General features: G+C 40.0%; 24 protein-coding genes. 9 read left to right on the top strand and 15 right to left on the bottom strand.

The window, feature by feature from the left end; genetic code table 11:
- Positions 1-38 precede the first annotated feature (38 nt).
- The 3 genes from RYX56_RS01300 to RYX56_RS01290 all read right to left on the bottom strand — a co-directional run bounded on the left by RYX56_RS01300 (position 39) and on the right by RYX56_RS01290 (position 2,342).
- Positions 39-428, bottom strand: a complete 390-nt coding sequence (locus RYX56_RS01300) for a DUF302 domain-containing protein (protein ID WP_317120334.1) — start codon at positions 426-428, stop codon at positions 39-41.
- Between the two features lie 137 nt (positions 429-565).
- Positions 566-1,075 carry a YtxH domain-containing protein gene (locus RYX56_RS01295; protein WP_317120333.1) on the bottom strand — a complete coding sequence of 170 codons (510 nt, stop codon included), beginning with the start codon at positions 1,073-1,075 and terminating at the stop codon, positions 566-568.
- Positions 1,076-1,199: 124 nt separating this feature from the next.
- A complete protein-coding gene (locus RYX56_RS01290; protein WP_317120332.1) occupies positions 1,200-2,342 on the bottom strand; it encodes a M20 family metallopeptidase in 1,143 nt (380 codons plus the stop codon).
- Positions 2,343-2,584: 242 nt separating this feature from the next.
- On the opposite strand from RYX56_RS01290, the gene RYX56_RS01285 reads away from it, so the two are divergent.
- Both RYX56_RS01285 and RYX56_RS01280 read left to right on the top strand, forming a co-directional pair.
- Entirely contained in the window at positions 2,585-3,718 is a 1,134-nt protein-coding gene (locus RYX56_RS01285) for a winged helix-turn-helix domain-containing protein (protein WP_317120331.1), read from the top strand.
- Between the two features lie 60 nt (positions 3,719-3,778).
- A complete protein-coding gene (locus RYX56_RS01280; RefSeq protein ID WP_317120330.1) occupies positions 3,779-5,020 on the top strand; it encodes an MFS transporter in 1,242 nt (413 codons plus the stop codon).
- A 41-nt stretch (positions 5,021-5,061) separates the two neighbouring features.
- On the opposite strand, the gene RYX56_RS01275 is transcribed toward RYX56_RS01280, so the two are convergent.
- From RYX56_RS01275 to RYX56_RS01265, 3 genes are all read right to left on the bottom strand, one after another.
- On the bottom strand, positions 5,062-5,253 hold the full coding sequence (locus tag RYX56_RS01275; RefSeq protein WP_317120329.1) for a hypothetical protein: 192 nt from the start codon (positions 5,251-5,253) through the stop codon (positions 5,062-5,064).
- 16 nt (positions 5,254-5,269) lie between these two features.
- Entirely contained in the window at positions 5,270-5,629 is a 360-nt protein-coding gene (locus RYX56_RS01270; RefSeq protein ID WP_317120328.1) for a nuclear transport factor 2 family protein, read from the bottom strand.
- A 525-nt stretch (positions 5,630-6,154) separates the two neighbouring features.
- Positions 6,155-7,174 carry an STAS domain-containing protein gene (locus tag RYX56_RS01265; protein WP_317120327.1) on the bottom strand — a complete coding sequence of 340 codons (1,020 nt, stop codon included), beginning with the start codon at positions 7,172-7,174 and terminating at the stop codon, positions 6,155-6,157.
- Between the two features lie 162 nt (positions 7,175-7,336).
- Between RYX56_RS01265 and RYX56_RS01260 the strand changes: the two genes are divergently transcribed.
- Complete coding sequence (locus RYX56_RS01260) at positions 7,337-7,990, top strand: phosphatase PAP2 family protein (protein ID WP_317120326.1); 654 nt, start codon at positions 7,337-7,339, stop codon at positions 7,988-7,990.
- Between the two features lie 17 nt (positions 7,991-8,007).
- On the opposite strand, the gene RYX56_RS01255 is transcribed toward RYX56_RS01260, so the two are convergent.
- The 3 genes from RYX56_RS01255 to RYX56_RS01245 all read right to left on the bottom strand — a co-directional run bounded on the left by RYX56_RS01255 (position 8,008) and on the right by RYX56_RS01245 (position 9,860).
- Positions 8,008-8,481: a GNAT family N-acetyltransferase gene (locus RYX56_RS01255; protein WP_317120325.1), complete on the bottom strand. Its 474-nt coding sequence runs from the start codon at positions 8,479-8,481 to the stop codon at positions 8,008-8,010.
- A gap of 109 nt (positions 8,482-8,590) precedes the next feature.
- The gene (locus tag RYX56_RS01250; protein WP_317120324.1) at positions 8,591-9,148 is read right to left on the bottom strand and encodes a class F sortase; all 558 of its coding nucleotides are present in this window, start codon (positions 9,146-9,148) and stop codon (positions 8,591-8,593) included.
- A 1-nt stretch (position 9,149) separates the two neighbouring features.
- Entirely contained in the window at positions 9,150-9,860 is a 711-nt protein-coding gene (locus RYX56_RS01245) for a DUF4397 domain-containing protein (protein ID WP_317120323.1), read from the bottom strand.
- A 179-nt stretch (positions 9,861-10,039) separates the two neighbouring features.
- Between RYX56_RS01245 and lplA the strand changes: the two genes are divergently transcribed.
- Positions 10,040-11,029 (top strand): lipoate--protein ligase, encoded by a 990-nt coding sequence (lplA, locus tag RYX56_RS01240; protein WP_317121287.1) that lies wholly within the window; start codon positions 10,040-10,042, stop codon positions 11,027-11,029.
- 227 nt (positions 11,030-11,256) lie between these two features.
- Here lplA and RYX56_RS01235 read toward each other — a convergent pair whose 3' ends face one another.
- A complete protein-coding gene (locus RYX56_RS01235) occupies positions 11,257-11,697 on the bottom strand; it encodes a MarR family winged helix-turn-helix transcriptional regulator (RefSeq protein WP_317120322.1) in 441 nt (146 codons plus the stop codon).
- 164 nt (positions 11,698-11,861) lie between these two features.
- Here RYX56_RS01235 and RYX56_RS01230 point away from each other — a divergent pair, with 164 nt between their 5' ends.
- Positions 11,862-12,476, top strand: a complete 615-nt coding sequence (locus RYX56_RS01230) for an NUDIX hydrolase (RefSeq protein ID WP_317121286.1) — start codon at positions 11,862-11,864, stop codon at positions 12,474-12,476.
- 22 nt (positions 12,477-12,498) lie between these two features.
- Here the strand turns inward: RYX56_RS01230 and RYX56_RS01225 are convergent, their stop codons facing one another.
- On the bottom strand, positions 12,499-13,968 hold the full coding sequence (locus RYX56_RS01225) for an MDR family MFS transporter (protein ID WP_317120321.1): 1,470 nt from the start codon (positions 13,966-13,968) through the stop codon (positions 12,499-12,501).
- Positions 13,969-14,202: 234 nt separating this feature from the next.
- Between RYX56_RS01225 and RYX56_RS01220 the strand changes: the two genes are divergently transcribed.
- From RYX56_RS01220 to RYX56_RS01210, 3 genes are all read left to right on the top strand, one after another.
- A complete protein-coding gene (locus RYX56_RS01220; RefSeq protein WP_317120320.1) occupies positions 14,203-14,481 on the top strand; it encodes a hypothetical protein in 279 nt (92 codons plus the stop codon).
- Positions 14,482-16,131: a sodium:solute symporter family transporter gene (locus RYX56_RS01215; protein ID WP_317120319.1), complete on the top strand. Its 1,650-nt coding sequence runs from the start codon at positions 14,482-14,484 to the stop codon at positions 16,129-16,131.
- A 94-nt stretch (positions 16,132-16,225) separates the two neighbouring features.
- On the top strand, positions 16,226-16,798 hold the full coding sequence (locus RYX56_RS01210) for a YIP1 family protein (protein WP_317120318.1): 573 nt from the start codon (positions 16,226-16,228) through the stop codon (positions 16,796-16,798).
- Between the two features lie 280 nt (positions 16,799-17,078).
- Here the strand turns inward: RYX56_RS01210 and RYX56_RS01205 are convergent, their stop codons facing one another.
- Complete coding sequence (locus RYX56_RS01205; protein ID WP_317120317.1) at positions 17,079-17,315, bottom strand: YrhC family protein; 237 nt, start codon at positions 17,313-17,315, stop codon at positions 17,079-17,081.
- 84 nt (positions 17,316-17,399) lie between these two features.
- Positions 17,400-18,095 (bottom strand): 5'-methylthioadenosine/S-adenosylhomocysteine nucleosidase, encoded by a 696-nt coding sequence (mtnN, locus tag RYX56_RS01200; RefSeq protein ID WP_317120316.1) that lies wholly within the window; start codon positions 18,093-18,095, stop codon positions 17,400-17,402.
- A gap of 127 nt (positions 18,096-18,222) precedes the next feature.
- On the opposite strand from mtnN, the gene RYX56_RS01195 reads away from it, so the two are divergent.
- Complete coding sequence (locus tag RYX56_RS01195; protein ID WP_317120315.1) at positions 18,223-18,435, top strand: YrzA family protein; 213 nt, start codon at positions 18,223-18,225, stop codon at positions 18,433-18,435.
- 44 nt (positions 18,436-18,479) lie between these two features.
- Here RYX56_RS01195 and ppc read toward each other — a convergent pair whose 3' ends face one another.
- The gene (gene ppc, locus RYX56_RS01190) at positions 18,480-21,233 is read right to left on the bottom strand and encodes a phosphoenolpyruvate carboxylase (RefSeq protein ID WP_317120314.1); all 2,754 of its coding nucleotides are present in this window, start codon (positions 21,231-21,233) and stop codon (positions 18,480-18,482) included.
- 393 nt (positions 21,234-21,626) lie between these two features.
- Complete coding sequence (locus RYX56_RS01185; protein ID WP_317120313.1) at positions 21,627-22,802, bottom strand: Ger(x)C family spore germination protein; 1,176 nt, start codon at positions 22,800-22,802, stop codon at positions 21,627-21,629.
- Between the last annotated feature and the right edge of the window lie 2 nt (positions 22,803-22,804).

The raw sequence follows: 22,804 nt of genomic DNA, 5'->3' as shown, positions 1-22,804 counted from the left end.
GCGACAAGTTTCATTCCTTGTCGCTTCAACTTCCATATTTATCCACTTATTGTCTGATTCATCGCAATCGTTAAACGCTCTTCAACGTCTTTTGCATGACTTGTTAATTCCTTATCTTCTAGTGCTGAGATTAAATGAGTTGGTTTAGGCATTCCAATCTTCGTCACACCCTGGTCTACATAGACAACCATTTTACATGGAAGGAAATATCCAGCAAGTAAGTTCCTTGAAAGAACATCCTTCGCCACTTTCGGGTTACAAACCTCAAGAACACGGAAGTCCTCATCGAACGTTTGTCCCTTTTCTTCTAACTTGGAACGTAAATCAAAATCCCATAGCACACCAAATTCTTGCTCTTTTAAGTTTGTTACTAATTTTTCAACTGCTACATCAATGGAATCAGGTGATTTTACTGTTACATGGAACATTTGAAAGCCTCCTTATTTATAGGTGATTAATACCCCTATATCTATATAACCCACTGTGCGAACGTTTAAACATTTTAAGCAACTAACTGTTCAATTAATCAAAAAAAGGCGAAGCACGCAGCTTCGCTTTTTCTTCATTAAAATTTATCTTTTCCAACTTCACCGGGAATATTGCTTGTGTTAGTTGATTGTGTGGCGTCTGGGTTGATCTCGTCTTTTACTTGAGCTACTTTCCCGCCGATATCTTTCACATCATCTTTTAATTCTTGTGCTTGGTTTACAATATCCATTGAGTCTTCCTTAACGTCATTGATTTGTTCTTTGATGTCACCATTTACACGTTCATATAAATCCTTTGCCTCTGTAATCGCTTCCTTTAAGACAGCGGAAGCAGATTGAATTCTTGCTTGAACATCTGTTTTCACTTCTTCAGGGTTTTCTTTTACTTTTGTGTACATATCCATCGTTTGGTCTTTCATGTCACTCGTTGCTGTTGTGATACGGTTTCTTGTTTTAGGGTCTAACATTGCGACAGCTGCTCCGACTGCTGCTCCGATTACGATCCCCTTCACTAAACTTCCACCTTTTTCATTTTTAGCTGAGGGTGCTTGTGCATATGGTGTATGAGTTACTTTTGACTGTGCCATTGATAGAACCTCCTGTTATAGTTAAATTAATGTTTGTTAATAGAAAAATACCCTGTTTTATGATCTCTAAACATGAAGAAAGAACCTACCAGCAATTGGCAAGTTCTTTCTTAAGTTGATCACTCTATTTATCTACATGTAGTCTTTGAATAATTTTGGCCAGCAATCTTGTTCGTTCTGTTAAGGATGCTATCTCCAAATACTCATCTTCACTATGCGCATTCCCACCGATCGGCCCAAGTCCGTCAATGGTGGGGATTCCCATCGCAGCCGTAAATGAAGCATCTGACCCGCCGCCCGTCTTTGTATCTTTAATCTCCATGCCAAGCTCTCGACCGACATCTTGTACGATTTGAAACAACTTGGCTATCTTTTCATTTTTAAGCATCGGCGGGCGACTAATATCACCCGTTAAGGCGATCGTGGTTCCTCGTACATCGGTTGAAGCACATACCTCTTCAATCTTATACTCCATCTCACTTGCTTGCTCAGGTGTTGCCACACGTACATCAACATGTCCTATAGCTGAGGAAGAGATGGTATTCACTGCATTTCCCCCTTCAATGATGCCGACATTTACTGAAATCCCATGTTCATGATCATTTAATTCATGAAGTTTCACAATTTTATGAGCGAGTTCTTCAATCGCACTTCTGCCTTTTTCCGGTTCAATCCCTGAATGAGCAGCGAGGCCTTGTACTTCTATTTTGTATCGCCCACTGCCACGTCGTTCCGTTACAAGTGAACCATCTTTTCTAGCAGGTTCCATTATGAGCGCATAAGCAATCCCTTTTGTTTCTTGTTCGATTAAAGAGCGAGACGTTCTCGATCCGATTTCTTCATCACTATTTAAGACAATCCGAACATTTTTATACGCCTTATCATTCTCATTTTTCAACGCACGAAGCGCATAGAGAACAGAAACGAGACTGGCTTTCATATCTATGACGCCAGGACCATAGGCACGTCCTTTCTCTTCATCAATTCGAAACGGCCTAGCGCTCGCGGTGCCATCTTCAAAAACCGTATCCATATGGGCAACAATTAAAATATCTGTGTGCTCGGCCTCTGGGTGATTGATAACCAAATGGTTGCCAACCTCATTATTTCCAATCACACGTACATCATAGCCTAGCGACTTAAACTCTGCTGCTACAATCTCACCAATTTTATCTACTCCAGCTTTATTTGTTGAACCACTATCAATATTGACCAGTTTCTCAAGTAATTGAAGCATTTCACTTTCTTTGGAATGGATCTCGATCATACTAACGTACCTTCTTTCTTCTCCTACACATTTACGTTCATTCTATTATATGCTACCTATTCCTTATATTTTCGTTGATGTGCGCCCTTTTCGCAAGTATGAAAGTAAAAAATGACAAATTCCATGAGTGCCTATGCGACTAAAATTTGATATGTAAATGAATGTACCAATCATTATTTTCTATATTTTTCCTCGCACACATCTTATACTATGAAAGAGAATATACTTTTTGAGGTGAGCATATGGACACCCTTTCCTTTCAACTTTCTAACTATACCATTCGTTATTTTGATCAAAGCATTCAGCTTTTGCGTAAGGAATTTGAATTATGTCAGTATTTATACCTGCACCCTAATCATGTTTTTAGCAGAGATGCTCTTCTTGAGGCTGTGTGGAGTGATGCCTACCCTACTGATCGCACAGTAGATGATCATATTTACCGCCTAAGAAAGAAGCTTCAGCCTCTAAGTAATATGGTGAAAATTGAAACCATAAGAGGCCTTGGGTACCAACTGACCGTCCTTCCACGTTCAGAAGTGAAACCAATCATCACAGATCCAACATTTCTTGCTTCTAGCACAGAACTCTTGCATACCTACCATTTATACGGGAATGGTCTAGCTATCAAATCTTTGTTAGATAATCCCGCATTTGGGATCGAACCACCTCAAAATTTACGGATTCCACTTGCGTTTATGTCGGGAGAGTATCATGCCATCGTAAATGATTCTTCCATTTCTTTTCATGAAAAAGCTTTATTTTTACTGTGGATTCACCTCTTGATTGAGGGCGCTCCGCATACAGTTCATTATTTTAATCAAGCCCGGAAAAAGAACCTCTTCCCTTCAGAACAGCAGCTTGAAGTCGAAACACTTAGCACCATTCTTTTTAATTTGCTGAGTCGAAATATCAAAGAAACGTCTGAGACCATCGCCTATACTGAAACGAAAATAATCTCACCTGATCAAAGCTTCTATCCATTTTTCAGACTGACAAAGATGATGTATGCCATTTGCAATGGGAACAAACAACAAACGTTAGCAGAAAAAAAACTTCTAGAGGATTTTTTTCAAAAACGCCCTTATCAGAGAGAGAAAGGGATTTTCACTGTACTTAAAGGAATCATGGAGATAATCGACGGAAAGAAAACAGATGGACTCAACCACATTCAAGAAGGAATGGATACGCTAAAGCGATCCCACTTCAACTCCCATATTGGCTTATCCATTGCCATCCTTACCTTTTACTTAGAGAAGGAATGCAAGGACAAACACCTTTTAAAGCAAAGAGACACTTATTATGAAGAGTTCGTCAAACCTTATAAAGTAGAAGTACTTCGCGAGCAATTAAAATCTCTTTTTCAAACTCACCTCTGATATTCCTCTGACATACCTCCTTTATCATAAGAAGCATCAAAGATAAGGAGGTATGTCACTATGACTGCCCACTCACTACTCTCAAACAAAGTATTTATGAGGGTGTTTACTTCATACAGTCTCTCTATGCTCGGAATCTATTTTGACCGCGTTGCCATCTTTTTATTGTTTGCTTATGTATGGCAGGAACGTCCTCTTATGCTTGCACTCATTGCTGTAGCCATCGCTCTACCGCAAACGCTAATCAGTCAATTTACAGGTGTGTTTATTGAAAATAAAAATAAAATCAAAATCATGCTGCTTGCTGATGTGAGTACGGCTCTTCTCACCTTTTCATTATTGTTCATCTCGAACACTTGGTTCTTTTTAGTCATTCTCTCCCTCCGCTCTACGATTGCGACCATTCATTTCCCAGCCGAACAAGCGATTATTAAGCAAATTGTACCTGAATCACTCGTGATGAGGGCAGTGAGCTTAAATGGGTTATCTGCTCAAACTTCTAGAATAATAGGTCCTGTGGTTGGGGCCACACTTGCTGCCTTGTATTCTCCTCTTTTATGTATTTTTATAAATGGCGTCACTTTGATCCTTTCAAGCTTGTTACTATTAAGCGTCCTACAGGAAGGAAAAACGACCTCTTCTAGTAAGACTAAAAAGAAAAATAGTTTTTGGGGTGATTGGCGCGAAGGGTGGCGGATCATTTTAAAGACGAGAACGCTTCTGTTTTGTTTCTTTTATTCCTTCCTAGGTTTTTTCGCTGTACAAATGGTTGATGTTCAATTTCCTATTTTATTTCGAATGCTCGCACCAGACCGACCTGAAATCATGGGATGGATCATGTCATTTGTAGGCATTGGTTCAGTACTTATCATTGTCTTTTTATCAAGGTACAAACAATTGCCTTACCCCACCTATTTACTAATCATTAGCTTTCTTTGTTTAGGAATTGTTTTATTGAGTGCTGGATTTTTAACGACTGAGTTTCATTTATCAGGACCATTATTAATGGCGATCGTATTGGGCTTTGGAGCGGGGTTGCAAATGATCGTTGCTCAATACGTCATTCAAACAGAGACAAATGGGGAAACGATTGCTCGTGTTTCAAGTCTTTATAACTCCATTATTAGCCTAAGCATTCTTATTGCTCCATTGGTTGGTGCGTTCCTTGTCGAGATCCTTTCGATCCATCCCGTACTAAGAGCCTCTGGTATCTTCCTATTCTGTATTGGAGCCGTGACCTTCCTTACTCAAAAAATTGCTCATCATAAGGAACCCCCAGCTTTAATGAAACAATCATCTTAACAAAAAGTAGAGCACTCCCCCAACGTATTTAGGGTAGCGCTCTACTTCTTCTCCTTCTCACTTACAAAATGAGACCCAATCAACAAGGCTGCTCCTACTATAAGGATGGGGATCGAAAACATGGTAGCGGACTCTGGAAATCCAACATCCATTATCGGGTGTAGGGCAACCCCTAATGATGCGAGCCAAATCCCGACGATCACAACTGTTTTCTTCTTATTTGAAACATGCACTTCGATAACCACCGATCTAAGATTTCGTTAATGTACCTTGATGAAAGATCATTTTCCAGTTCCCCTCAACTTTTTTCCAAATAGAACTTCTTAAAGTGTAAATAACGCGGTGCTCATCAAAGACACGAAAAGTGGCTAGGACTACATCCGGTGCTAATTCGCGCACCTCAAAATCATGAATGGTCATCTTCACAACCCCGACTCCTCCGTCTCCTAAACAATCGTCCCTCACCCAAACATGTCCTGAGCTACCAAATTCTAAAAACTCCTCATCTAACAGCTCTTTAAGCTTTTCTGGGGAAGTTCTCGTTTCTCGTTGAAGTAGCTTTTCTTCTAAGCGTAAAATCGTTTCTTTTATTGTGTGAATGCTATTCATCTTACCCCTCCAATTAAATGTTACTTTTGTTCGACTAGCCTAAATCCGCTACCAACCGGATCAACTAAATAAGCTAAATAATATTCATCGAATTCCATCTTCTCTCTAACAAGTTGGGCATCTTGTTCCAAAGCTTGTTTTATCGTCTACACAATAGACTCCACTTCAATTTGAATTCGGGTACCTACCGTGCGGAAAATCTTGAGGACCTTTTGCAATTCCTCTCTTAATAATTATTTCGGTATGATCCTTTAATGTAACCGGGTAATAACCCCAATTAGGTTGGCTTATTTCCCAACCAAAAACATTCGCTTAAAATGCAGCGGACCTCTCAGAGTCCTGACTGCTCATCTCAAAAGAAACCACTTTTTCCATCGACCAAACCTCCAATTCAGCTTAGTTGTCTTTATCTATTCGCCAAATACAAGCGATATCCCTTGTTTTACCAACAAATTCTCGCTTTGCCTTTAGTCGTTTTGGTAAACACAAAAAAACATCAGTCCCACAGAGGAGACTAATGCTTGTTTACATTGAAGTGATTTTACGTCCTTTTTCTGCCAATGCATAATAAATGCCATGCTCAAGCGTTTGGAAACAATCATATTTACTCAAATTAATACCCGATTTTGTAATCGACATGCTTAGTTCAGCCTTAATCCCAACAAGGATGGTCTTTGTTCCAATTAAAGATGTCGCTGACACTAATTTTTCTATCAAATCTGCAGACAACGGGGCTACTTCTGCATCTAATCCCGTAAAGTCTAAAATAAGAAATTTCGCTTTGTGCTTAGGTAAGCTATGTAATGTTTTTTCGATCAACTCATCCGTTCTATCTTCATCATACTTCCCGAGTAATGGCACAACCACTACTTCTTCAAGAACTGGAATCATTGGGGATGATAAGGCTTTAATCAGTGTTTTTAACTCTTTTGTCTTGTCCTCTACTAATGCTTCAAGCTGCATAATTTCTTGTTCTTCTCGGTTGCGAATAAGCTCATGAATATTTTCAGTTACAGTCACATTTGAGGGATAGTATTCAACAATCGTGTACTCATGACCTTCCACCTGGCTTTGAAGCTTGTTGTACCAAATGTTTGTCCCAAAAATACCTGTAAAAATCCCTGCATAATGAGCTGGTAAGAAGTTTCCACCCTTCTCTTTCCCTTGGGCAACATTTATTTTATACTCCCAATCGTCTTTTAGATGAATAACGACTCGCTTTTCCTCTAAATTAAATTCCTTTAACGTGGCCTTTCCCCAGCCAGCAGAGGCGTATGTCTTGGTCAGAGTTTCAGCAAAGTCACGTTCACGGGCATTTAATTTTTCGAAATATTCACCTACAACGGTTCCTTGTCGGTATCCTGTGGTCTCTAGCACCACACTCGTCGCTTCTTTTCCAGACACTTCTTCAATTGTATCAAAGAAGGTTTTCATAGCAGAAGAAATCCAAAATAGGACAGCATCCTCCCCCTCAAAAAGAAATTGACCTTTCTCAATATCCCAGCCAAACTCTAATCCACTCACATTCATTCTTGGTGTTTCCATAACTTAAGGGACCTCCTTGTGATTTGTATGAACGTTTTCAACTGTTTATATTTAGTGTAGCAAATGCCTATTAATAGTACCTAGTATACTATACTCCATAAATGACTAGCCAAATTTTTAAAATTCTGTTACGATTTCCTTTAAACAATTTCGGAGGCCATTATGAAACATTACCTTTTCTATTCACTATATGCTTTGATGATCACCGTATTTTTATTTACAGTTTTATTGATTGATTCAAATGTTTATGACAAACAATTATTGCTATGGTTAGAGACAACCATTTCAACTTCAACACAAAGTCTTATGGGTTATTTCACCAAGCTCGGTTCTGGTGAGGTGATACTTGGTTTAACGTTTATTTTGATGAGCCTATTATTTTTCACAAAACAACGTATGATGTCCCTTCTTTTGGGAGTAATTGTCTTTGGTGGCCTCGCATTGAACCTTAGCTTAAAGCTATTATTTCAACGGGAACGTCCAGGTGAGATGCGATACATTGAAGCATTTGGGCACACCTTTGAAATGGCTTCCTATAGTTTTCCTAGTGGTCATACGATGAGAACCGTTTTACTTTTTGCCTTCATCATGTACCTGAGCTATCTCTTCATAAGAAATCGTTCCTTACGTGTTATTACCTATAGCATCGCTTTTTTATGCATTGTCCTTGTTGCCTTAAGTCGTATGGTTCTTGAAGCTCATTACCCATCTGACATCATTGCAGCCATTAGTATCTCCATTGTTTGGTTTACATTATGTGTTCAATTGTATCCACATATCATACAATTAATAAAACAAACCAAAGCCCTTACGTAGAGCTTTGGTTTGTTTTATTATGAAAGTTCTTTCTCAAACAGTACGCGATCCTTTCCGGGTCCATCGTAGTTTTGATAAATTTGGAGTCCATTTACACTCGTTGTTCCCCTTTTTATCTTAAAGCCTATTCGCTTATGAAATGCTACAGAGCCTTTGTTAACAGGTGATGTAATACATTCGATCTTTTCGCATCCAAGCTCCCTTACTTTTTCAAAAAATGCTTCATATAAAATACGCGCATACCCTTCCTTTCTCGCTTTAGGGTGAATGCCGACGAAATGGATGTATCCAACCTTTGGAAGTGTTTGAGAAGGAAATCCTATCAAGAAACCGATAATCGTTCCTTTTTCTTCAATAACAAAGCTCGTTTCTTGGAAATGGATAAAAAACAAACGCTGCAGCAAATCACTCATCATGCGACCGCCCCACCAATCATCGATGACCGAAATGACACGAACATAATCCGCCTCTGTTACATTTCTCATTTCCATATCATCATCTCCATTCCTGAAATCCTTCTACTCATTTTATTATACGTTTTCTCTAGCTTATCCAACAACTAAAGAACAGGCTAGAAATGAAATAAACCGCGCCTTATTTTCAAGGCCCGGTTAATGGTGTGTAAGGATGCGTCTTACCAACTAATGTTGCTGATACAATGGTTCGATGCGTATGTGTTTTTTCTTTTTTACTATAATAGCCTGAACATGTGATCAGCTTTAGCTTTGATTGACTACTCCCCTGAAAGATGGCCTCCACTGGCGCATGATCTCTTTTGAATGTCTTCATCTCATCGACTTGATAAGTCAAAATTTGATTTTTTTCGTTCACAATATAAAGTAAATCGTCTAGCTTTAATTGATCGATGGAGTAAAAAACGGCTGGACCTTCATAGTCATCAAAATGACCAGCTATTACTGCGTTTCCTGACGCCCCTGGATTCACCCCATCTTTATACCAGAATACTTTCTCACCTTCTGGAGGAATGTCATCTAACTCTTCCCTTCCAATCGGTTCAATAGGAGCTTGGATCGATAAAGAAGGTATCTTCAGCTGTAGAGGAGAATAGCCGGTCAAACTTTCCCTGGCAACCATTACGTCCGGCTGCCCCACTAATGTGAGCAAGCATACAACTAAAAAGAAAAGCCATTTCTTCATCTTAACGAATCTCAGAAGCTCCACCTAGTCCTGTTTTAGGTAATTCATCTGGGGTTGGCAATGCATCATTTAGAAGGATCACTTCAAATTCAGGTTCACCATTTAACAAACCAACAGCCACGGCTGTATAAACCATTCCATCTTTTAATTCAAGCTCTGATAATTCTTCTACGACATCAGCTGTACCCGCGCCACGAATGTCAAGATTATACGTCGCAGTTGGTAACTCTACATAATCCGTCACTGCTGAAAATGCAACATTCGGAAATAGAATATCCCCTGCATCAGTCGCTATATCCACAGCCGGTGCATCTGGTGAGAAGTGAGCTACGCGTACCTTCGTATTTCCTGCAGTCACTTCTTGGTCATCCAGCATCGTTGTTAAGCGAATCGATTCAAGCTGCCCAATTGCACCAAGTGTATAAGACTGGCCACTACTTACAGCTACTTGTTCAGTAATGACTACAGTAGATTGATCGCCTGATGGATAAACATCAATCGTATGGGTCCCAGCAGGTAGGGCTAGATAATCTGTGACATCTTTATACCCTACTCCATCTACCACAAGATCATCATTTACATACACGTCAACAGCAGGAGCATCTGGTGAGGCGTGTAATACACGTACCATTGCCTCTCCTTCTGCCATTGTCATACTAGCGAAGGTCACCATCATGATTACAAACAACGCAAAACTAACGACTTTTTTCATTTCATCTCATCTCCTTTTATTTGGTCCATGCATATCTTTTCCAACAGGAGTTGCATCCTATGCATATTGAGGTTGAATGAGTGAAAGGTAAAACAAGGAAAGAAACAAGCTATTAGACTCTTTGTGAAACAAACACTATACTGAAAGAGGAATTCATTTGAAAGGATGATCAATTCATGATGAAATTTATCGATAATACAGGGATTACAGACCCACGCATTAATTTGGCAATTGAAGAATATGCCTTAAAACACTTGGACCCCGATCATTCCTATCTTCTTTTTTATGTGAACGAGCCTTCGATCATCATCGGTAAGAATCAAAACACCATAGAAGAAATCAACTTAGGCTATGTCAAAGAGAACAATATTCATGTTGTGAGAAGACTCTCAGGCGGTGGAGCAGTCTATCATGACCTTGGTAATTTAAACTTCAGCTTCATTACAAAAGATGACGGTGAGTCCTTTCATAACTTCAAAAAATTCACCGAGCCTGTTGTAACAGCCCTAAAAAGATTAGGCGTTGATGCTGAACTAAGTGGAAGAAACGACATTCATGTTGGTGAGAGAAAAATATCTGGCAACGCCCAATTTCAGACAAAAGGGCGTATGTTTAGCCATGGCACGTTAATGTTAAATTCAGAGATCGAGCATGTCGTCTCTGCATTAAATGTCAAAGATGAGAAAATACGTTCAAAAGGCATTAAATCAATCCGAAGCCGTGTCGCTAATATTACAGAATTTCTAAACGAACCTTTAACGATGGATGACTTCAAAAATGTTTTACTACGATACATTTTTGATGTAGAGAATGAGATCCCGACATATACATTAACGGAGGATGATTGGAAGGAGATTGATAATATCTCTCGTGCACGCTATCGGAATTGGGATTGGAATTTCGGGAAGTCCCCTACGTTTGACTTAACACGCTCAAAGCGCTTTCCAATCGGTTCGATAGATGTCCGCTTAAATGTACGAAAAGGGAAAATCGAAGCATGTAAAATATATGGTGACTTCTTTGGTGTTGGCGATGTCGATGAGCTAAGTCATTTGCTAGTTGGAACAAAATATGAAACTGATGCTTTGCATGACGCACTAGCTGAAGTCGATCTAACCACTTACTTTGGTAACCTATCAAAGGATGAATTTATTGATTTATTGTATTAAAGAGGCTAACGCTTAAGAAGTGAGTCTGTAAACAATTGATCCAACCACAAAAAAAGGGCGGTTCACCTAAGTGAACCGCTAACAATGGGGAGAGTAGAGAGAACATTATGGAAGCTAGGTCTATGACCTTTCCTGAGTTCATCTTATCGCACTCCCTATTCAATATCAGCTTTTTTGTCATATCTTCTGACAGATTATTTCAAGAAACTATTTTCCACAAAAAAAGCTTACGCTCGCATCGCCTGCAAGCCAAGCTTTTTAAGTAAATTGATGACTTGCTCAGTTTCTTCAACGTCAAGTCCAGACAAAATCGTCGCAATTCGTTTTTTATGGTCATCAAAGCGATCATCCATCCACTTCACTCCCTCAGCCGTCAATGTCGCAAACGTTATTCGACGGTCATTGGGACATGGCTTTCTAGTGAGCAGCTGTTTCTTCTCAAGTTTATCAACCACATAGGTGATACTTCCGCTTGAAATTAAGATCTTCTCACCAATTTTTTGTAAAGGCTGATCTCCTTTATGATAGAGCAATTCTAATACAGCAAACTCTGTTGGATTCAACCCATAGCTACGAATGTCTTTTTCTACTTCCGTTATCACTGCACTGTGGGCACGTGATAAAACAACAAATAATTTTAATGAGAGCTCATCATTTGTTTTAGCCATCGTCTCTCTCCTTTTATCTTAATTTTAAGATACGGTCTAAGTGTACAAGAACCCTCTATTATTTGCAACAACTGTTCATAGAGAGGGATATGCTATACTATACTAGTTAAACAGACGTTATATAAGGCATTAGCAGACGTTTGAAAGGAGGATCTATCTTGTCAGTGTCATCCATTGTATCAAAATTAGAAGGCAGGCAACCTGAAGTCCTTGGACAAAAAACGGCCAAACATTCTGCTATTCTATTACCGCTAGTAGAAGTAGATGATGAGCTATCCGTGTTATTTGAAGTCCGTTCAGAACACTTAAAAAGTCAACCTGGCGAAATTTGCTTCCCTGGCGGTCGAATCGATTCAACCGACCTCAATGCAGAGGCTGCAGCCGTTCGAGAGTTGTCAGAGGAACTAGGAGTCAATGAAGACCAAGTCGAAGTAATTGCTCCGCTTGATTACTTAGTCACCCCTTTTCGAGGTGTGATTTATCCTTTTGTAGGAAAAGTAGAGGATATTAGCAAGATTCAACCAAATGAAGCTGAAGTAGCGGCTACTTTCACTGTCCCTCTTAATTATCTTTATAACCAAGAGCCAAAAATGTACGAGATGGGCATTACGTTTGAGCCTGCTAGTGATTTCCCTTTTCACTTAATCCCGAATAGAAGAACGTACAATGGACGAACTCAATCAGTCCAAGAGCTATTTTATTTCTATGAGGACTATGTGATATGGGGTCTGACAGCACGTGTTCTCAATCATTTCCTCACCTTAACAAAGCCAACATGATGCACTCATGTTGGTTGTGTTGTTAGGTTGATTCTTTCGGTAACCGTAATATAAAGAAGAAACTAATCAAAGCAAGGATAAAAATCGTCAAAAATACAATGCTTAAACTATTTGTTAGCCCTACCTGCAAAGTTTCTAATTCGATTCTTGTAAGATTCGATCGTTGTTCTCCTTCCAGTAAACGGTTCACAGAATCAATCGTTGGTTCAAATGATAAATCACTTTGCTTATCTGCTAGCTCCATTTGTAAACGTCGATTCAACAAACCTCCTAGAAAAGCCACTCCTACCGCACCACCTAGTAAGCGCATGAACATATTCATTGAGGTTGCCTCACCGCGAACATTCCAGCTCACAGTCGATTGAATCGATACAATGAATGTAGTCGTTGAAAATCCCATCCCCACACCGATCACAAATGACCCTACCCCAGCCCATACTGGATGATTGATGACAGGTAAAAGTAAATAAAACAGTCCTCCAACGACAAGCGCACACCCACCAATTAAAGCAGTTACTCGAAACCCTGTTTTCAGCATTAACTTTCCTGCAATCGTTGAGGAGATTGGCCAGCCAATCGAAATGGCTGTGAGAGTTAGTCCTGCAATGATTGGAGGTTGATTCATCACGCCTTGTACATAGGTCGGTAAAAAGGTTGAGACCGCAAGTAAGATCGCCCCCGCTGAAAAGGATGCTATATTTGCATTGCGTATTTGTTGATTTTTCCAAAGAGAAAGCGTCATGATCGGTGTCACAGCTCGCCTTTCCACACAAATAAAAAGGGCAAAGCTAGCAATAGAAACAAAGACAAGTACGACAACAAGTGGTGATCCCCATACAGCGCCTTGAATAAGAACAAGCATGAGCGGAGTGATTGCTAAAAAGAGCAAGAAGGCGCCACTATAATCAATCGATTGCTTCTTCTTTTCGACCGACTCATGCAAAAAGAAATGAACACCGAGCATCGCAATCACACCGAAGGGAACATTGATCCAGAAAATCCAAGACCAATGTAGGTATTCGATAAATAATGCACCTAATAAAGGCCCCATAATGGCCGAGATTCCCCATACACTTGCCAGATAGCCTTGGATATTTGCACGTTCTTCTTTTGTGTACATATCCCCTACAATTGTGGTTGCAATCGGCTGGACAGCACCTGCTCCTAGCCCTTGAATAAAACGACTAATAATTAACATTTCCATTGAAAATGAAAATCCACAAAGAATTGATCCCACCAAGAAGATCGAGATCCCTATTGTGAAAATGACTTTTCTACCATAAAGGTCCGATAACTTACCATAGACCGGAATCATGACCACTTGCATCAACAAGTAAGATGAAAATACCCAGCTAAATAATGAGAATCCCCCAAGATCAGCGACGATTCCAGGCATAGCTGTTGCAACAATTGTTGCTTCTACTGCCGCCATAAACATTGCTAAAATAACAGCCGCTAGCACAATCGGTCTTTTTGTTTGTCTAATACTCACATGAACTGTCCCCTTTTTCGAACTTTATGTAATTTTCTCAATTTTTAGTCTTTACATTCACTCGTACATGATGTAATTTTAGTATAGATTGACAAGGAATTGAACGACTAATTATTTGGAAGGGGGTGACATACATACCTTAACAATGGTAACTCAGCCGTTCATCAAACTGAGTGAGCGTTCAGTCTTAACTAACTTGAAAGCGTTACCAACAAAATGAAATGAGGTGTACGAATGAGTGCTTACAAAAAAGAAGTATGGTTTACAATTATCATGTCTGCCCTTTTTCTAGTATCCGGTCACATGGGGTTATTCTTTTCTCTCTTCCCAGTTGATGGCATGTTGTTTGGGTTCCCTATTATGTATATCGTTCCCATACTAGTCGGTTGGTTCGGTGTCCTCATCCTTACAATCATCGCAGGTAAAATGGGAAATCACATCGACCAAGCGATTGAAGATGAAAATGCTCAAAACCAATCTACTACGAATTCATCTCAGAAGGGAGCTAGCTAAATGGAAGATCAAGTTTGGCAATTATCCAATCCTATTATCGGTATTATTTTTGTCGTTGCAACATTTGCCCTATTTTACATTGTAGGTTGGGTTTCTAACCGTGCTAGTAAATCTGTTGAAGACTTGTATGCTGCTGGTGGCGGTGTTGGACCGATTACAAATGGTTTAGCGATGGCCTCTACATACATGAGTCTTGCTACCTTCCTCGGTGTTACCGGTCTTATCTTAAATCTGCAAGCACCTTTTATTCTTTTATGGATTCAAATGATCTTAGCAATTCCATTAATAACGATTATCTACGGTACAAGTTTACGTCGTATGGGCGCATTCTCTCCTACACACTTTGTACGTGAGCGTTACGGTGTTAGTGCCTCTATTATTGCAGCTCTATTTATGATTTTAGTCTCTATTATGTATGCGTTAGGTCAAATGATCGGGATTGCTGTAACGTTTGAAACCTTACTTGGTATCCCTTATATGACGGGTCTTATCATTGGAGGTATCCTTATCGTTGGGTACGTGACAATCGGTGGGATGTCTGGTGCTACAAACAACGCTGCGATTCAAATGGTCATTATCGCTTTAATGTTCATCGTTCCACTTGGAGCAATCATGAAAGCAATGGGTGGGTCTGGCTGGTTCTTCCCGCCACTTCTATATGCTGATATGGTTCCAGCGATGTTAGATGCGATGCCTACTTTCTTTGATTACCAGTATTCATCAAAATGGTACTTCGCCTTAATTCCAGCATTCACGATTGGGGCGCTTGGGTTGCCTCACTTAGCGATGCGTATTTACACAGCATCAAGCCTTAAGAGTGCTCGTCAAGCAATGGTTTGGTTCGCACTTGTTCTTGGTTTAGTATTCTCTGCAACGTATGCTATGGGCTTCGCCGGTGTATTCTTTACACAAACAGAAGGCGTTGTGATCTCTCAAGCAGACGCAGACAAATTAACAATTATCTTAAACTTAGTTTACAACCCTGAGTGGGTAACAGCTTTAGTTATTGCTGGTGCAATCAGTGCTGGTCTATCAACATTAAGCGGCAATTTACTAGCAATTGGTGCTCTTATTTCACAAGATATTGTAACAACTCTAAAGCCCAATTTAACAAACAACATGAAAGTAAAACTCGGTTACTTCTCTATTGCAGGCGGCGGGGTTGCCAGTGTCCTTCTTGCAATCAATCCACCGGACTTCTTAGTAGTTAGTATTCTGTGGGCGTTTGGTTTAGCTGGTGTTACCAATGCTCCACTGATTTTAATGGGGGTATGGTGGAAAGAAGCTAACCGATTTGGTGCTATGGCAGCATCTGTTGTAGCCGGTGGTCTTTATGTAGTCGTTTCACCATTCGTCTTCCCTACTATAGTCGTTAGTGGACACGGGTTAACTGATGGAATGGGAATCTCAGGTGCAATGTTAGCTGTACCTCTTAGCTTCTTATTGCTGATTGTCGTTTCATACATCACTAACCGTATGCCTTCACTTCAATCCAAACTATCAACATCTGAAGATCATAAGTTAGTTGAGCGTATCCACGGTTGGACAGATGTTAACCCTGCTCGGTACAACAGCCGCTTTGGTGCAGCTATTATCAGTATCATTTGCATAGGCGTTGCCATTTGGGCCGTTATGCCTTGGAATTTATAGAATCACTTGACATTTCAGGTGAATAGTAGCAGTGTACATAGTGTGCACTGCTGCTTACATCTATACATAGTTAATGAGAATAGGAGTTATCCATATGAATCGATTCACTCTACTTGCTAAAGCACTAATGCTTGATGGCCATTCTTTTCGAGAGCTAGCTGATTCACCTAAAACGAATCGAATCGGCTTACTACTAGTCGTTTTACTAGGGGCGGCTTATGGACTTTTTTCAGTTCAAGCCAACCTCGAATATGTTAGTAGCTTCGAGTCACCTTTACTTAGAAACATCATTGTCCCTCTTATTTTTATCGTTTTTGGAATCATAACGATTATTCTTACTCGATTTGCCTTTACTCTTTTATTATGGGCAGGGGCTAAAGGATTTGGAGGACCTGGATTAATGCGATCGCTCTACCGGATCTCGATTATTATCCTAGTGCCTAGCTTTCTAGCGATGCCGACGTTAATTGGGATGCAAGCAGGCTTCTCGATTACGGTCATTCATGTCGTCCTCTTATTAGCAGGACTTGCGTGGATGTATGTACTAGGGGTTCGGGCGATGGAAGCGACTCAATCATTTAAAGGATTCCGCTCTTACGGATCAGTACTAGCCATCTTTATCTTCTTTGCATGTGTGTATTATTTAGTCATTCCGCCAGCCTCATAAGTCGAAACGTCGTGCTGTAGCATGGCGTTTTTTTGTGTGGTGAGGCGGGGTCCAGTTCAGTATAGAGCCACTCATATATCTGCTAATCCCGCTCATATTGTATGCATTCGCTCCTATATTGAAAAAAGCGCTCATACTTAAGTACATATCGCACATATTTTAAAAATAACGCTCATAAGCATAGCTCGATCGCTCATAACCTGAGCATTTCGCCCATATGCGGCTCGAACGATCAAATCAAAACAAAATAATTGCGCCTCCTCAATCGAAGCGCAATCTATTATTCTTCTTCATATAATTGTTTCTGTGCATTCATAGCTAAACGGTGGCATACTACCGCTAGTCCTAATGTGGCAAAAACTCCTACAATAAAGCCACTAGGTAGTGAAATTGCTTGTCCATCCGCTGGTATAATTAATCCAATAAACAAAAAGGCACTCAACGACAGCAAAATAAATCCAAAGCGCTTATAATCAGCCACTTTTGCTTGTAGATCTTGCATCTTTTTCTCTGTCATAATCATGTCCCCTCCTACTCTATCAATAATGATAGCACGTTTAGAACAGGAGATGATGATGTAATGTCCGTAAACAGAGGAAACTTATTCCGCTAATGCCTCTACCATCAAGATAACTTGTTTCGCTGAGTTTACTGAAGCTGTCTCGAGGAACTGCTCATACGAAACTTTCGCATCACTACCTGCAATATCAGATAACGAGCGGATAATCACGAATGGCACCTCAAACTGATGACACACTTGGGCAATAGCCCCAGCTTCCATTTCTGCACATTGAGCACTTGGGAAGATTTCTTTTAACTCAAGCACACGTGCGTGGTCGCTCATAAATGAATCTCCAGACACAATCAAGCCCTTCACCGTATTAACGCCTACCTTTTGGGCAGCTCGATCAGCAACAGCAATTAATTCCTCATTTGGTTCGTAAAAAGCAGGCATTTGAGGCACCTGTCCAAATTCATAACCAAACACAGTGGCATCGACATCGTTGTAACGTACTTCTGTTGAAATGACGACATCCCCAACGTTTAACCCTTCTTTAAATCCACCTGCAGAACCCGTATTAATGATACGGTCTGGCTTATATAATTCAATTAAAAGCGTGGTGCCTACAGCTGCATTCACTTTCCCAATTCCTGATTTAAGTAGAACAACATCGACACCATTTAACTGGCCATGATGAAACTCACATCCAGCAATCGTTCTATCTTCACGGTTCATTAAGTTACTTTTAAGTAATTCAACCTCTTCATCCATTGCTCCAATAATTCCAATTCTCATTTCTTTCACCACTCCCTTACGATTCTCTCCCTAGTATACACAGCTGATGCACTGAATTCACTTATTTTCTTTTCCTGGTGAATTTGCTATGATTTGAACGAGAGAATTGTGAGAAGGAGCGGAGCAGATGAGTATCCAACTAGAGAGAATTGAAGATAAAATCGAATGCTTTGAAGCAACAAGTCTTAGAGAACTAGAACAACGCATGAATGAAAAAATCGATGTGAACAAAGCACTCTTACTAGAAGTAGCCAATGTGAATCACCATGTCTACCCTCATTTTAAAACTGGCCAACCCATCTATACAGCGGTTGTGCATTTTAAAGCGAAGCAAGTATAGGAAAACCCCGTCTTGGCGAACCAAGATGGGGTTAGTTTCTTTTATCAACCTGTATTCACAAGTCCTGCTGCAACTCCACTTATCGTTAATAACACCTCGGTCATTAACTCGTCAGATGGCTCCTCTTCTGAGCGCATTTTCGAAATAAGATCCACTTGTAAGAAGTTAAGTGGGTCTACATATGGGTTACGTCTATGAACCGATTCTTGGATATTAGGTGTGTGATCAAGTAGTTCTTCACTCTCAGAGATTTTTAAGAGAACCTCTTTTGTACGCTCATATTCTGCACTAATATCTCCAAAAATCCGATCGGCAATTTCCTTATCTTCAACTAAGTTCATGTACTCTTGTGCTGTCTTTAAGTCAGCTTTCATAAGAGCCATTTGTAAATTATTAACCGTAGAGTTGAAAAACGGCCAGTTTTTGTACATCTCACGTAATAACTCCAAATTATCTGCACTCTCATCAGCAAAAGCAATCAATCCTGTACCAGCTGCATACCACGCTGGAATCATCTGACGTGATTGCGTCCACGCAAATACCCAAGGAATTGCACGTAAATCTTCAAAACGTTGGCTACCCTTACGACTCATTGGACGAGAACCAATATTCAGTGCGCCAAGCTCGCCAAGTGGCGTTGCTTGTTTGAAGTACGTTAAGAAATCCTGATCGCCAAAGACAAGCGATTGATATTTTTTCAGAGAATGAGTAGAAGCTACTTCCATCGCCTCTTCCCAAGCCTCTTTACGGAAGTGACCTTCTTTTGTTTTGATTGATGAAGTAGCAGACGCTTCAAGCAAGGCAGATGCAGCTTGTTCTAAGTTTCGATACGCAATATCTTCTAGTAAATAACGAGACGATAATACCTCGCCTTGCTCGGTAATCTTCACCCCGTCCCCTAAAGTTTCAACAGGCTGTGAGAGAATGCTGCGATTTAACGGCCCACCACCACGGCCAAGAGAACCACCACGACCATGGAAGAATTTCAGACGAACTTGATAGTCTTTCGCCATCTCATGAATTTCTTGTTGGGCTTTAAACAGCTTCCAGTTCGCTGTTAGCGTTCCGCCGTCCTTACTTCCATCAGAATAACCCAACATGATCTCTTGATGATTACCTCGTTCTGATAAATGCTTACGATAAAGGTCCATGTTAAACAGTGTCTTCATAATACGCGGACCGGCAACAAGATCATCAACAGTCTCAAGAAGTGGTGCAACATGTAAGCTGCTATCAACCGTTCCATCAGCATGCAAGCGATAGATTCCTGCTTCTTTAGCTAGCAAGAGAACTTCTAATAAGTCACTTGAATCTTGCGTCATACTAACAAGATACACTTCAATCGAGCGGCTACCAAATTCACGGTGAGCTTGCTTGATCATATCAAAGACTTTCAACACTTCTTGCGTTTCTTTTGAGTAATCTTCTTTTAGAAGTAATAACGGTCTCGGATCACTGAGTACATCTTCGAGAATTTTTAACTTCTCATCCTCAGAAAGAGAGGCATAGTCATCAGTAATTTGAACTGCTTTTAAGAGTTCCGTAATCGCAGCCTCATGCTCCCCACTATGGTTACGAATATCGAGTGTTGCTAAATGGAAACCAAACAATTGTACTTGACGAATTAACTTGCGAAGCGTTTTTAATGTGCGATTAGCTGGTTGATGCTGCTCGGCACTCTCTTTAATTAACGTTAGATCCTCTAAAAATTCTTCTGCGTTGTCATAGCCCAAGTCTAATTTCCCAACAGCACGAAGTCGCTTTAAAATCACTTGGAATTTACGACGGTATAACTCTGCTTCAATCGGCCATGCTTCGCCTTCTTCTAAATACTTCGCCTCGTCCGCTTCAACAGATTGAAGGAGCTGTTCGCTTATTTGTACACGGGTTGTCGTTTGACTGAATCGTTTCATTAAATCAACAAGACTCTCCTTGTATTTCTTCAAGACTAGTCGGCGTTGTAATTTTAACGTTTCCCATGTTACTTCAGGTGTTACATTCGGGTTACCATCACGGTCTCCCCCAATCCATGAGCCAAAATGGAGGAAGTTAGGAACCGACCATTTATGACTTGGGAATTGTTCATCAAGCTGCACTTCGAGCTCTTGATGGATCTCAGGAATCACATCAAATAACGTTTGATTGAAATAGTGTAAACCATTTTTAACTTCATCAAGCACCGTTGGCTTACGATGACGCAACTCGTCTGTTTGCCATAAGGCTGTCACTTCATTAAATAAGCTATCCTCAAGGCGGCGACGTTCTTTTTTCGTTAATTGCGGGTTATCAAACTCTTGTAGAATCATCGATATACGCTTTTGTGTCTCAAGAACTGTACGCTTTGTTGCTTCTGTTGGATGAGCGGTAATAATCAGCTCAATCGATAAGTCGTTTAGCACTTTTTGCATGACGTCATCTTCAGGACTCAACTCTTTCACTGCTGCTACTGCACGTTCAAGTGAAAATGGCTGACTCACGCCTTCTTCTTGCAATTGATACTGACGTTGACGACGAATACGGTGATTTTGCTCTGCAATATTTACTAGATGAAAATATATCGAGAACGCACGAATCACCTGTTGGCGTGTAGGTGGTTCTAATGTGCGAATCTCATCTTTCAGAGCGTTATATGTATCAGGGTTATGCTCTTCGCGTAAAGCTTTTGTCTTCTCGCGAATAGACTCTACTTTATTTAAGAGGTCAACACCACCATGGTGAATAAGAATTTCCCCTAAAATATTACCTAGCTTTTTTACATCATTGCGTAAAAGAGTGTTCGTATGTGCAACTTCAATCATTAAACTACCTCCTCATACTATTCATACCTATTTTGTTCGCTCTGTTTATCGGGTTTCCAACCGACCTTCAGGGACACAATAAGTCCCGAATGGTCATCGAGCGTCCCTCGACGATACGAGGTATACCCTATAGGTTTTTATTATCTTACCCGAAAATTCATTTACAAGCAAATATTTTTCTGACAATTCGGCATTCTCTAGCCTTTGTAACGACAAAATTGGACGTTAGGAACCCTTACATAACACGGATTGTTTATTATATTACCATAGAATAAAAAATCCTCAATTAATCTGCTTAGGTTACTATCTTGAAAGCCTTATCATTACTAGGTTTTTCTGACCAAATAGATGAAGGGCCAGAGGTATGTCCCTTTGGCTCTTCACCTTTATACATCATTCTATGTTTTTTATATCCAATGTTTTATTTAAGACGGCCCCTGTGTGTTTTAAAGTGAGATCCACTGTCACATTATTCAATGAGTCCTCATTAATAATGATTTTGCCATCCTCTTTTAATTGCTTCCAGACCGTTGAATGCTTCCGATACAACTCATGCTCTAAATTAAGAAAATCTACATTCTTTTCAATCCCTAATTGATACAGTTGCTTTATTTCATCTTTCAACTTTTCTTTAGAGTCTTCGATAATTTTTCCAAGCAGCAGATTGTGATTATTCATGCGATTAGTGAAATACCCTTTAGCTTTTATATGGATCACAAACGAAGGGGAATTCCCCTCAACCTCAGAACTAATTTTCGCTGTTGGGTCTTTCAAGATTAATACGAATTCCGTATTGATCTCATCAGGGACGACAAGCGATGCACGCTGGGTATCTGGTATAGTCCAGCGAAGCCCTTTCAACTCATCCAAATTAAAAAATCCTTTGTAATGTTGATTTTGGATAAAGAATGCTCCATTAATCATTAATTTAGGTTCATCTTCTCTATTCTTATCCCACTGTGTATGATCAATTGTAATCGAAGGGACATACGTCGTTTGTGAAGGTTCGAACATTTCTCTAGCTAACCTTTGTAATTTAATGGGTCGAATCATTGAACTTTGCTCATAGCTCCTAATTGGGTTATGCATAATCGTATCAAGAGATGTCTTGGCAAAAAAACCTGTTATAGATAACACTTCTTCAATGGAATCATTTGTGCCAAAAACCCATGGAGTTAATCGAAACTCGTAATACCTTGTTAAGGCGTCATATATATGTTGAAACCCTTCATTTATGGCAGTTTCACTTAAGACGATCGAGGTGACATGTGCCCAAATGATTCGTTCTTGAGCGGTCTTATAAACTTCAAAAAATGCTTCTTCAAATGTGTTGGCTACAGCTTTAGAGACCAACATTTGAGGTTCGCCTCGCCCCCCTCCCTCGGTCGTAGCGACTTGATCTAAATTCACCATTTGAATATAACTTTCATATTTACCATCTTTATAATCGACACCTATAGCCGTTGCATAATTGGAATTCTGCAGTTCCTTCACGTCATTGCACCCAGTTAGAACAAAACTGAATACCAACAAAAGAACAACCGAATAGATCTTCACTAATTGCCACATCG

It is taken from the genome of Alkalihalophilus lindianensis, assembly GCF_032843265.1.
Lineage (GTDB): Bacteria > Bacillota > Bacilli > Bacillales > Bacillaceae_D > Alkalihalophilus > Alkalihalophilus lindianensis.
Note: the sequence above shows the minus strand (reverse complement) of the source record. Positions and strands in the feature narration are given on the sequence as shown.

Coding starts and splice junctions, on each gene's coding strand:
- RYX56_RS01300 (WP_317120334.1), bottom strand. CDS start 428: ATGTTCCATGTAACAGTAAAATCACCTGATTCCATTGATGTAGCAGTT.
- RYX56_RS01295 (WP_317120333.1), bottom strand. CDS start 1,075: ATGGCACAGTCAAAAGTAACTCATACACCATATGCACAAGCACCCTCA.
- RYX56_RS01290 (WP_317120332.1), bottom strand. CDS start 2,342: ATGATCGAGATCCATTCCAAAGAAAGTGAAATGCTTCAATTACTTGAG.
- RYX56_RS01285 (WP_317120331.1), top strand. CDS start 2,585: ATGGACACCCTTTCCTTTCAACTTTCTAACTATACCATTCGTTATTTT.
- RYX56_RS01280 (WP_317120330.1), top strand. CDS start 3,779: ATGACTGCCCACTCACTACTCTCAAACAAAGTATTTATGAGGGTGTTT.
- RYX56_RS01270 (WP_317120328.1), bottom strand. CDS start 5,629: ATGAATAGCATTCACACAATAAAAGAAACGATTTTACGCTTAGAAGAA.
- RYX56_RS01265 (WP_317120327.1), bottom strand. CDS start 7,174: ATGGAAACACCAAGAATGAATGTGAGTGGATTAGAGTTTGGCTGGGAT.
- RYX56_RS01260 (WP_317120326.1), top strand. CDS start 7,337: ATGAAACATTACCTTTTCTATTCACTATATGCTTTGATGATCACCGTA.
- RYX56_RS01255 (WP_317120325.1), bottom strand. CDS start 8,481: ATGGAAATGAGAAATGTAACAGAGGCGGATTATGTTCGTGTCATTTCG.
- RYX56_RS01250 (WP_317120324.1), bottom strand. CDS start 9,148: ATGAAGAAATGGCTTTTCTTTTTAGTTGTATGCTTGCTCACATTAGTG.
- RYX56_RS01245 (WP_317120323.1), bottom strand. CDS start 9,860: ATGAAAAAAGTCGTTAGTTTTGCGTTGTTTGTAATCATGATGGTGACC.
- lplA (WP_317121287.1), top strand. CDS start 10,040: ATGAAATTTATCGATAATACAGGGATTACAGACCCACGCATTAATTTG.
- RYX56_RS01235 (WP_317120322.1), bottom strand. CDS start 11,697: ATGGCTAAAACAAATGATGAGCTCTCATTAAAATTATTTGTTGTTTTA.
- RYX56_RS01220 (WP_317120320.1), top strand. CDS start 14,203: ATGAGTGCTTACAAAAAAGAAGTATGGTTTACAATTATCATGTCTGCC.
- RYX56_RS01215 (WP_317120319.1), top strand. CDS start 14,482: ATGGAAGATCAAGTTTGGCAATTATCCAATCCTATTATCGGTATTATT.
- RYX56_RS01210 (WP_317120318.1), top strand. CDS start 16,226: ATGAATCGATTCACTCTACTTGCTAAAGCACTAATGCTTGATGGCCAT.
- RYX56_RS01205 (WP_317120317.1), bottom strand. CDS start 17,315: ATGACAGAGAAAAAGATGCAAGATCTACAAGCAAAAGTGGCTGATTAT.
- mtnN (WP_317120316.1), bottom strand. CDS start 18,095: ATGAGAATTGGAATTATTGGAGCAATGGATGAAGAGGTTGAATTACTT.
- RYX56_RS01195 (WP_317120315.1), top strand. CDS start 18,223: ATGAGTATCCAACTAGAGAGAATTGAAGATAAAATCGAATGCTTTGAA.
- ppc (WP_317120314.1), bottom strand. CDS start 21,233: ATGATTGAAGTTGCACATACGAACACTCTTTTACGCAATGATGTAAAA.
- RYX56_RS01185 (WP_317120313.1), bottom strand. CDS start 22,802: ATGTGGCAATTAGTGAAGATCTATTCGGTTGTTCTTTTGTTGGTATTC.